This window comes from Rhodococcus sp. R1101, assembly GCF_000278445.1.
In the GTDB taxonomy this organism is placed as follows: Bacteria; Actinomycetota; Actinomycetes; order Mycobacteriales; family Mycobacteriaceae; genus Rhodococcus; species Rhodococcus gordoniae.
Genome location: NZ_AJVB01000109.1, coordinates 1 through 9,791, shown reverse-complemented (window position 1 = coordinate 9,791; position 9,791 = coordinate 1). Strand labels below are relative to the sequence as shown.

Genomic DNA, 9,791 nt, shown 5'->3' with positions numbered 1-9,791 from the left:
ACCGGGCCGCCAGATCGCGCAGGAGATCGCCCATCCGGGTCGCGGCCGCACGGCCCGCGGCGAGCACCTCGAGGTGGTCGAGGGGAGCGCCGGTGATGCCGGCCGCGGCGTTGGTCACCAGCGAGACCGCGAGCACCCGTGCTCCGGCCGCGCGGGCCGCGATGGTCTCGTGGACCGTGGACATGCCGACGAGGTCGGCGCCGAGCGTGCGCAGCATCCGGATCTCCGCCGGTGTCTCGTAGTGGGGGCCGGGAAGACCGGCGTAGATCCCTTCGGCCAGCGACGGATCGATCTCCCGGGCGAGGGCGCGCAGTTCCGTCGAGTAGGCGTCGACGAGGTCGACGAACTGGGCGCCGACCAAGGGGGAACGGCCGGTGAGGTTGAGATGGTCGGAGATGAGAACGGGCTGACCGACGGAGAACTCGGGGTCGATCCCGCCCGCCGCATTGGTGAGGACGACCGTGCGGGCACCCGCCGCGACGGCCGTGCGCACGGGATGGACGACACGGGCGAGGTCGTGTCCCTCGTAGGCGTGGATCCGGCCCGCGAGGACGAGGACCGCGTTGTCGCCGGCGCGCACCGAGTGGATGTTCCCGGCATGTCCTTCCGCCGTCGGCGGCGCGAATCCGGGCAGCTCGCTCATCGGGATCGTGGCGACGGGGATGCCGAAACTCTCGACCGCGGCCCGCCAGCCGGAGCCGAGGACGACGGCGACGGGATGTTCGGCCACTCCCGTCCGTTCGGCGAGTGCGGCGGCTGCGGCATCGGCGGCCGCGGCGGGGTCGAAGACGTGATCGGGTGCTCCCATGGCATGGGACCCTAATCGCTCACCGCATGTTACTCGCCGGTAAGGAGGCGCGGTATGCTGACGTGCATGCCTTACCTCGAACGTGACGGCGACGTCTTCGTCCTGCATCTCGGTGACCGTGACGTGGACGGCTCCGAGAACCGGTTCCACCCGGACCGCCTCGCCGCGATCCATTCCCTCCTCGACGAGGTGGATGCGCACGACGGTCCCACGGCCCTGGTGACCGCGGCGACCGGCAAGTTCTGGAGCAACGGACTCGACGTCGACTGGGTCGGCGCGAACCTGCCGGACCTGCCGACCTATCTGGACTCGGTCCACGATCTCTACGTGCGGCTCCTCACCTTCCCCGCGGCGACGGTCGCGGCCGTCCAGGGGCACGCCTTCGGTGCCGGTGCGATGCTCGCGCTCGTGCACGACTTCCGGGTGATGCGCGCCGATCGCGGGTACTGGTGCCTGCCGGAAGTGCAACTGAACATGCCGTTCACCGTCGGGATGTCCGCCCTGATCCGCTCGCGCCTGCCGATCCAGACGGCCGTGGAGGCCATCACCACCGGTCGCCGCTACGGCGGGGGCGACGCCGTGACCGCGGGCATCGCCGAGCAGGCCGTGGCCGGCGACGGCGTGCTCGCCGCCGCAGTCGAGCGGGCCGCAGCGCTCACCGCCACCCGCGGGCCGAATCTGGCGGGTATCAAGCGCGGACTGCACGCACCGCTGATCTCGGCACTGGAGATCCGGACCGACCCGTCGAACTTCCGGCTGGGCTGATCGCGGCCGGGGACGCTGCCGAACCGACACGGCCCGGAAGTTGCCGAACCGGTCGCACGCGCCGATCGATCGGGGCGCGGTGAGCATGACAGACTGGTCCCCGTGACGACCGAATACGCCACGGCCATCGAGGCTGCCTCCGACACCCTCGTCGGCCTGTCGCATTCGATCCACACCGAACCGGAACTCGCCTTCGAGGAACACCGGAGCGCCGCGAAGATCGTCGAGGTGCTGCGCGCCCACGATTTCGATGTGACGACCGGCATCGCCGACCTGCCCACCGCCTTCGACGCGCGGTTCGGGAGCGGCGAACTCGTCCTCGCATTCTGCGCCGAGTACGACGCGCTGCCGGGAATCGGGCACGCGTGCGGCCACAACATCATCGCGGCGTCGGCCGTGGGTGCCGGGATCGGGCTCGCCGCGCTCGCCGACGAACTCGGCGTGACCGTGCGCGTCATCGGAACACCCGCGGAGGAGACCGGCGGCGGCAAGGTCCTCATGCTCGAGCGCGGCGTCTTCGACGGCGTCGGCGCGGCGATGATGGTGCACCCCGGCCCGTTCGACATCACCGGCGCGACGTCGCTCGCCCTCGCCGACATCGCCGTCGAATACGACGGCCGGGAGGCGCACGCCTCCGCCGCGCCCGAGTACGGGCTCAACGCCGCCGACGCGGCGACCGTCGCTCAGGTCGCGGTCGGTCTGCTGCGACAGCACCTGCATCCCGGGCAGCAGATCCACGGGATCGTCGCGCAGGGCGGAACCGCGCCGAACATCGTGCCGAGCCACACCGAACTGCTGTACTACCTGCGAGCGGGCACGAGCGAACTCCTCGACGACCTCGTCGAACGCTCGCGCAACTGCTTCGCCGCCGGTGCGCTGGCCACCGGATGCAACCACCGGATCCGGACCGTGTCGCCGACCTATACCGAACTCACTCCCGACCCGTGGCTGGTGCAGGCATATCGTGAGGAGATCATCGGTCTCGGGCGCCGGCCGCTGCCCGTCGAGGAGGAAGGAGCGCGCCCCCTGGGCAGTACCGACATGGGAAACGTGACGAACGTGGTGCCGGGAATCCATCCGGTCATCGGACTCGACTCCGGTGGCGCGGTGACACATCAGGCGGCGTTCGCGGCCGCCTGTGTCACCGAGTCCGCCGATCGGGCAGTACTCGACGGAGCGCGCGCGCTCGCAGCGACCGCCGTGCGCGCGGCGACCGATCAGGTCCACCGGGCACGCCTCCTCGAACGGGTCGGGCGCCGATGAACCCGTACGTGGAGAAGTGGTTGGCCCGTCACACCGAGGATCTCTCGCTCTGGCGCCGTCACATCCATGCGAATCCCGAGCTCGCCCGGCAGGAGTACGCCACCACCGAGTTCGTCGCGAAGCACCTGCGCGCGGCAGGACTGGAACCGAAGGTTCTCCCTCGCGGCACCGGCCTGATCTGTGATCTGGGCCCGTCGGACGGACCGCGGATCGCTCTGCGCGCCGATCTGGACGCGCTGCCACTGCAGGAGACCACCGGGCTGCCGTTCGAGTCGACCGTCCCCGGCGTCTCGCACGCGTGCGGGCACGACGCCCACACGACGGTGGTGCTCGGTGCGGGGCTGGCTCTCGCCTCGATGCCCGAACTGCCGGTCGGCGTCCGGCTGATCTTCCAACCCGCGGAGGAGGTCATGCCCGGCGGGGCGATCGACGTCGTCGCGGCCGGCGGTCTCGACGGGGTCTCACGCATCTTCGCCCTGCACTGCGACCCGCGCCTCGAGGCGGGCAAGGTGGGGATGCGGGTCGGGGCGATCACCTCCGCGGCCGACACCGTCGAACTCGTCCTCGACTCGCCCGGGGGGCACACCTCGCGGCCGCACCTGACCGGCGATCTCGTCTACGGTCTCGGCGCCGTCATCACCGGTCTTCCCGGCATGCTCAGCCGCCGCATCGATCCGCGCACCGGCACCGTCATGGTGTGGGGCACGGTCAGCGCCGGAAAGGCCCCCAATGCGATCCCGCGCACCGGCATGCTGGCGGGCACCGTCCGCACCGGCGACCACGACACCTGGCAGCTGCTCGAACCGATGGTCCGCGAAATCGTGCACGGCCTGCTCGCGCCGACCGGTGTCAGCTACGAACTGAACTACCGCCGTGGTGTCCCGCCCGTGGTCAACGACGAGGGGTCGGCGCGCATGTTCGAGGACGCGATCCGCGCGACCGGTCCCGACGCTCTGGCGGATACCCCGCAATCCGGTGGGGGAGAAGACTTCTCGTGGTATCTCGAACACGTCCCCGGCGCGATGGGCCGGCTCGGGGTGTGGCCGGGGGTCGGGCCCGAACTCGACATCCACCAGCCCACCTTCGATCTCGACGAGCGGGCACTCGCCGTGGGCGTGCGGGTGATGACGAATCTGGTGCTGGGCGCAGGGTGAGAGCGCGTCGCGGATGATCCCGGCGCGTACCGCCGGGATCTCCCGTCCCCTCTAGAAGCTGTCGGGTCGTCCCGGTCCGACGTTGCGGCTGTTGCGGGTCCGCAGATCCCGTACGTAGTCGGAGGGAGCTCCGGCGATCTCGGCCGCATCGGCCATCACGCCCAGATAGCGCGCCGACGGCAGCCCGCCCTCGTATCCGTCCACGACGTACAGCCAGGCGAGGACCGGGCCGTCGGCGGTGTCGACGCGCACGCGGATCTTGCGGTGGAACCCGAGTTCGGCTCCCTCCCACCGATCGAGACTGCGCTCGTCGTCCTCCGGCACGTCGTAGAGCACGACGAACACCTTCGAGTCCGAATCCTCGACGACGGTCGCGAGGGCGCCCTCCCAGCCGATGTCGGCGCCGGCGAAGGTCAGCCGCCAACCGTGCAACCAGCCGGTTCCCGCCATCGGCGAATGCGGGCAGCGCGTCAGCATCTGCTCGGGATGCATGTTGGACCCGTAGGCGGCGTAGATCGGCACGAGGATAAGGCTAACCCGTCGTCCGCCGGAGTCGTCGGAGGGGCAGTGGAGCGCGGTTGTGTGCCGGGTCGACCGGTCCCTGTGCGCGAGGCGGGGGCATTGGCATAGCGTTGAGGCCGACGTGTGTGCCCACCAGGCGCTCACGTGCAGCCCGACCCGGCACCCTTCGGAATCGATACAGAGGAGAACAATGACCCGGATCGTGATTATCGGCGGCGGCCCCGCAGGATACGAGGCGGCGCTGGTGGCATCCCAGTACGGCGCGACGGTGTCACTGATCGATTCGGACGGGATCGGCGGCGCCTGCGTGCTCTTCGACTGTGTTCCCTCCAAGACCTTCATCGCCTCGACCGGCGTGCGCACCGACATGCGCCGCGCCGCCGACCTGGGCATCGAACTCGAACGCGCCGAAGTGTCGCTGCCGCAGGTCCACGGCCGTGTGAAGAGCCTGGCCCGCGCGCAGTCCGCCGACATCCGCACCAAGCTCGAGGCCGCGGGGGTCACGCTGTTCTCCGGTTACGGCGAGCTCGTCGACGCGCAGCCCGGCATGGCCGCTCACCAGGTGCGCGCCAAGCTGCTCACCGGAGAGGAGAAGGTGCTCGACGCCGACGTCGTCCTGATCGCGACCGGTGCGAGCCCGCGCATCCTGCCGGGCGCGGAACCGGACGGTGAGCGGATTCTCACCTGGCGTCAGCTCTACGACCTCGAGAAGCTGCCCGAGCACCTCGTCGTGGTCGGGTCGGGTGTCACCGGCGCCGAGTTCGTCTCCGCCTACACCGAGGTCGGAGTGCGGGTCACCGTCGTCTCGAGCCGCGACCGGATCCTGCCGCACGAGGACGAGGACGCGGCCCTCGTGCTCGAGGACGTCCTCACCGAGCGCGGTGTGACCCTCGTCAAGCACGCCCGTGCCGACCGGGTCGAACGCACGGAGGACGGCGTCCGCGTGCTTCTCGCCGACGGTCGGATCGTCGAGGGCAGTCACGTGCTGATGACCGTCGGCTCGGTGCCGAACACCCGGGATCTCGGTCTCGACAAGGTCGGGCTCGAACTCGACCGGGGCGGCTACCTTCCCGTCGACCGGGTCTCCCGCACCGCCGTCCCCGGCATCTACGCCGCGGGCGACTGCACCGGACTGTTGCCGCTCGCGTCGGTCGCGGCCATGCAGGGCCGCATTGCGATCTATCACGCGCTCGGTGAGGGTGTGAGCCCGATCAAACTGAAAACTGTTGCAGCAGCAGTGTTCACGCGTCCCGAGATCGCCGCTGTCGGTGTCAGTCAGGCGACGATCGACAAGGGCGAGGTACCCGCACGCACCGTGATGCTCCCGCTCAACACCAACCCGCGCGCCAAGATGTCCGGTCTGCGGCGCGGTTTCGTGAAGATCTTCTGCCGCCCCGCGACCGGCGTGGTCATCGGCGGCGTGGTGGTCGCACCGACCGCCTCGGAGCTGATCCTGCCCATCGCGCTGGCGGTGCAGAACAACCTGTCGGTCAACGACCTCGCGCAGACCTTCTCGGTCTACCCCTCGCTGAGTGGATCGGTGACCGAGGCCGCCCGTCAGTTGATGCGCCACGACGACCTGGACTAGATGCCGGACGGGGCGGGCTCCGTGCGGATCCCGCCCCGCTCAGGCCCAGTCGTAGGTGCGTTCGACCGCCTTGTTCCATTCGCCGTACAGGCGTTCGCGTTCGTCGACGGGCATCGCGGGTTCCCACGTGCGGTCCGCGGCCCAGTTGCGGCGGATCTCCTCCTCGTTCTCCCAGAAGCCCACGGCGAGCCCGGCCGCGTAGGCGGCTCCGAGCGCGGTGGTCTCCGCGACCGTGGGCCGCACGACCGGGACGCCGAGGATGTCGGACTGGAACTGCATGAGCAGGTCGTTGGCCACCATGCCGCCGTCGACCTTGAGGGTGCGCAGATCGACACCGGAGTCGGCGTTCATGGCCTCGATGACCTCCCGGGTCTGGTAGGCCGTCGCCTCGAGGGCCGCGCGTGCGAGGTGGCCCTTCTCGACGAAGCGTGTCAGGCCTGCGATGACACCCCGCGCGTCGGGACGCCAACGTGGCGCGAACAATCCCGAGAAGGCCGGCACGAAATACGCTCCGCCGTTGTCGGGGACGCTCGCGGCGAGGGTTTCGATCTCGCCGGCGGAGCGGATGAGCCCGAGGTTGTCGCGCAGCCATTGCACCAGCGAACCGGTCACGGCCACCGAACCTTCGAGGGCGTAGACCGCGGGGGCGTCGCCGATGCGATAGCACACGGTGGTGAGCAGGCCGTGTTCGCTGCGGACCGGGGTCGTGCCGGTGTTGAGCAGCAGGAAGTTGCCGGTGCCGTAAGTGTTCTTCGCTTCGCCGGGGGACAGGCAGCCCTGGCCGAAGGTCGCGGCCTGCTGGTCGCCGAGGATGCCTGCGATCGGGACCCCCGCGAGCGGTCCGCGTTCGCGGGCGTGCCCGTACACCTCCGACGAACTGCGGATTTCCGGCAGCATCGACTCCGGGATGCCGAGTTCTGCGCAGATCGCCGGATCCCACTGCTGGGTCTCGAGATTCATCAGCAGTGTCCGGGAGGCATTGGTCACATCGGTGATGTGCAGGCCCGGCGGCTGGCCCTCCTCGCCGACACCGCCGGTGAGATTCCACAGGATCCAGCTGTCGACGGTGCCGAACGCGAGGTCGCCGGCCTCGGCGCGTTCGCGGGCACCGTCGACGTTGTCGAGGATCCACCGCACCTTCGGCCCGGCGAAGTAGGTCGACAGCGGCAGGCCGGTGATCTCGCGGTAGCGATCGGGCCCGGCGTCGCCGGCGAGTTCCTCGACGAGCGTGTCGGTGCGGGTGTCCTGCCAGACGACCGCGTTGTACACCGGTTTTCCGGTGGTGCGATCCCACACCACAGTGGTCTCGCGCTGGTTCGTCAGACCGATCGCCGCGATGTCTCTGCGTCGCAGATCCGCTTTGGCAAGCGCCGCGGCTCCCACCTCACGGGTGTTGAGCCACAGTTCTTCCGGATCGTGTTCGACCCATCCCGACCGCGGGAAGAACTGGCGGTGTTCCTTCTGTGCGATCGACACGATGCGCCCGTCGTGGTCGAAGATGATGCACCGGCTGGACGTGGTGCCCTGGTCGATCGCCGCGATGAACTGGTTCACAGGTGGTCCTCGGGTGAAGGGGACGGCTCGGGTCGGCAACGCTTCCGCTGCGCGCTGCGTCGCTCAAGCTACTAGCCTTGATCGGGATACGTCGGCGACTCACGGGAGCGGGTGCGGTGACCAACCAATCGGATGTGCAACTCCTCGGACCTCAGCAACGCGCCGACGCCTGGCGTCGGCTCGCCACCGAACAGTTCGACGTCGTCGTCATCGGCGGAGGTGTCGTCGGGGCGGGAGCAGCTCTCGACGCCGCGACGCGTGGTCTGCGGGTCGCGCTCGTCGAGGCCCGGGACTTCGCGTCGGGCACGTCGAGCAGGTCGTCGAAGATGTTCCACGGTGGTCTGCGCTATCTCGAACAACTCGAATTCGGCCTGGTGCGGGAAGCCTTGCGCGAACGCGAACTTGCCCTGACCACGCTCGCCCCGCACCTGGTCAAGCCGCTCGAGTTCCTGTTCCCGCTCACTCACCGGGTGTGGGAGCGGCCGTACGTGGCGGCGGGGATCTTCCTCTACGACCGGATGGGCGGCGCGAAGTCCGTTCCGCCGCAGAAACACCTGACCCGTTCGGGTGCCCTGCGGATGGTTCCCGGTCTCAAGCGGAATTCGCTCGTCGGCGGAATCCGCTACTACGACACGGTCGTCGACGACGCCCGGCACACGATGACGGTCGCCCGGACGGCCGCGCACTACGGTGCGGTGGTGCGCACGTCCACACAGGTCGTCGGTTTCCTGCGCGAGGCCGATCGCGTCTCGGGTGTGCGTGTGCGCGACAGCGAGGACGGTTCGGTCACCGAGGTGCGGGCGCACGCGGTGATCAACGCGACCGGTGTGTGGACCGACGAGATCCAGTCGTTGTCGCGGCAGCGCGGCCGGTTCCGGGTCCGCGCCTCGAAGGGCGTGCACATCGTCGTTCCCCGCGACCGGATCGTGAGCGATTCGGCGATCATCCTGCGGACCGAGAAGTCGGTGCTGTTCGTCATCCCGTGGGGCAACCACTGGATCATCGGCACCACCGACACCGACTGGAATCTCGACCTGGCGCACCCGGCCGCGACGAAGGCCGACATCGACTACATCCTCGACCACGTCAACCGCGTGCTCGTCGTCCCGCTCACCCACGACGACATCGACGGTGTCTACGCCGGTCTGCGACCGCTGCTGGCGGGGGAGAGCGACGAGACGTCGAAGCTCTCGCGCGAGCATGCTGTCGCGCGGGTGGCGCCGGGACTCGTGGCCATCGCCGGCGGCAAGTACACGACCTACCGGGTCATGGCCGAGGACGCCGTCGATCTCGCGGCCGAGGACATCCCGGCCCGGATCGCGTCGTCGATCACCGAGAAGGTGCCCCTCGTCGGGGCCGACGGGTATTTCGCGCTGGTCAACCAGACCATGCATCTCGCCGAGCAGTACGGTCTGCACCCCTATCGCGTCAAGCATCTGCTCGACCGCTACGGCTCCCTCGTCGAGGACGTGCTGAGCCTGGCGAAGGGCCGGCCCGAGCTGCTCGAACCGCTGACCGATGCCCCCCAGTACCTGCAGGTCGAGGTGGTCTACGGTGCGGCGGCCGAAGGAGCCCTGCACCTCGAGGACCTCCTGGCGCGCCGGACCCGGATCTCGATCGAATACCCGCACCGCGGGCTGCACTGTGCGGAGCAGACGGCCCGACTGGTTGCTCCGGTCCTGGGCTGGGACGACGCGGCTGTCGACAGGGAGGTCGCGACGTACCGGGCGCGGGTCGAGGCCGAGATCGAGTCGCAGAGCCGTCCCGACGACGAGTCCGCGGATGCGCTCAGAGCGGCGGCGCCCGAGGCTCGGCCGGAAATCCTCGAACCGGTGCCGATCAAGTAGCCGGGGCGGTGCGCGACGGTCTCGGTGGGCGACGGGTCTCAGTGCGTGAGCACGACCTTCACGACGACCACGATCGTCGCGATGAGAGCCACTCCCACCGCGGCCACCACGGTCCGGTGGTTCGGTCTGCGGTTCTGCAACCGGCGCACGACGAATACGGTCGAGCCGATACGGATCAGCACGGCGACCTCGGCGAGGATGTGTGCCGTGCGGGGCTCGAGCCAGCCGATCCAGGCCGTGGCGAGTACGAGACAGGGCAGCACCGCCGACGACAGGATGGGAACCGAGTC

At 69.5% G+C, this 9,791-nt stretch carries 8 protein-coding genes and 1 pseudogene; 5 read left to right on the top strand and 4 right to left on the bottom strand.

Translation table 11 applies throughout. The features are described 5' to 3' along the window. Positions 1 to 808, bottom strand: an 808-nt coding sequence (locus tag R1101_RS0109755; RefSeq protein ID WP_016933253.1) for a purine-nucleoside phosphorylase, incomplete at its 3' end; no start/stop codon positions are given. Between the two features lie 66 nt (positions 809 to 874). Here R1101_RS0109755 and R1101_RS0109750 point away from each other — a divergent pair. The 3 genes from R1101_RS0109750 (at position 875) to R1101_RS0109740 (ending at position 3,990) form a co-directional block, all read left to right on the top strand. Continuing rightward, positions 875 to 1,573, top strand: coding sequence for an enoyl-CoA hydratase/isomerase family protein (locus R1101_RS0109750; RefSeq protein WP_026003091.1), 699 nt, complete (start codon positions 875 to 877; stop codon positions 1,571 to 1,573). A 102-nt stretch (positions 1,574 to 1,675) separates the two neighbouring features. Beyond that, entirely contained in the window at positions 1,676 to 2,836 is a 1,161-nt protein-coding gene (locus R1101_RS0109745; RefSeq protein WP_016933251.1) for a M20 family metallopeptidase, read from the top strand. Continuing rightward, positions 2,833 to 3,990 (top strand): M20 family metallopeptidase, encoded by a 1,158-nt coding sequence (locus tag R1101_RS0109740; RefSeq protein WP_016933250.1) that lies wholly within the window; start codon positions 2,833 to 2,835, stop codon positions 3,988 to 3,990. The genes R1101_RS0109745 and R1101_RS0109740 overlap by 4 nt, the downstream gene beginning before the upstream one ends. Positions 3,991 to 4,041: 51 nt before the next feature. Here the strand turns inward: R1101_RS0109740 and R1101_RS0109735 are convergent, their stop codons facing one another. Further along, positions 4,042 to 4,512, bottom strand: coding sequence for a gamma-glutamylcyclotransferase (locus tag R1101_RS0109735; protein ID WP_016933249.1), 471 nt, complete (start codon positions 4,510 to 4,512; stop codon positions 4,042 to 4,044). A 190-nt stretch (positions 4,513 to 4,702) separates the two neighbouring features. On the opposite strand from R1101_RS0109735, the gene R1101_RS0109730 reads away from it, so the two are divergent. Continuing rightward, complete coding sequence (locus R1101_RS0109730; RefSeq protein WP_016933248.1) at positions 4,703 to 6,100, top strand: NAD(P)H-quinone dehydrogenase; 1,398 nt, start codon at positions 4,703 to 4,705, stop codon at positions 6,098 to 6,100. A gap of 39 nt (positions 6,101 to 6,139) precedes the next feature. Here the strand turns inward: R1101_RS0109730 and glpK are convergent, their stop codons facing one another. Beyond that, a complete protein-coding gene (gene glpK, locus R1101_RS0109725; RefSeq protein ID WP_016933247.1) occupies positions 6,140 to 7,654 on the bottom strand; it encodes a glycerol kinase GlpK in 1,515 nt (504 codons plus the stop codon). 116 nt (positions 7,655 to 7,770) lie between these two features. On the opposite strand from glpK, the gene glpD reads away from it, so the two are divergent. Next, complete coding sequence (gene glpD, locus R1101_RS0109720) at positions 7,771 to 9,501, top strand: glycerol-3-phosphate dehydrogenase (RefSeq protein WP_026003090.1); 1,731 nt, start codon at positions 7,771 to 7,773, stop codon at positions 9,499 to 9,501. A 38-nt stretch (positions 9,502 to 9,539) separates the two neighbouring features. Here glpD and R1101_RS0109715 read toward each other — a convergent pair. Continuing rightward, positions 9,540 to 9,791, bottom strand: a pseudogene (locus R1101_RS0109715) (hypothetical protein); the annotation flags it as partial.

What these genes read in the sequence shown, in the direction of transcription:
- R1101_RS0109730 (WP_016933248.1), top strand. Translation starts at nt 4,703, where the DNA reads ATGACCCGGATCGTGATTATCGGCGGCGGCCCCGCAGGATACGAGGCG.
- R1101_RS0109750 (WP_026003091.1), top strand. Translation starts at nt 875, where the DNA reads ATGCCTTACCTCGAACGTGACGGCGACGTCTTCGTCCTGCATCTCGGT.
- R1101_RS0109740 (WP_016933250.1), top strand. Translation starts at nt 2,833, where the DNA reads ATGAACCCGTACGTGGAGAAGTGGTTGGCCCGTCACACCGAGGATCTC.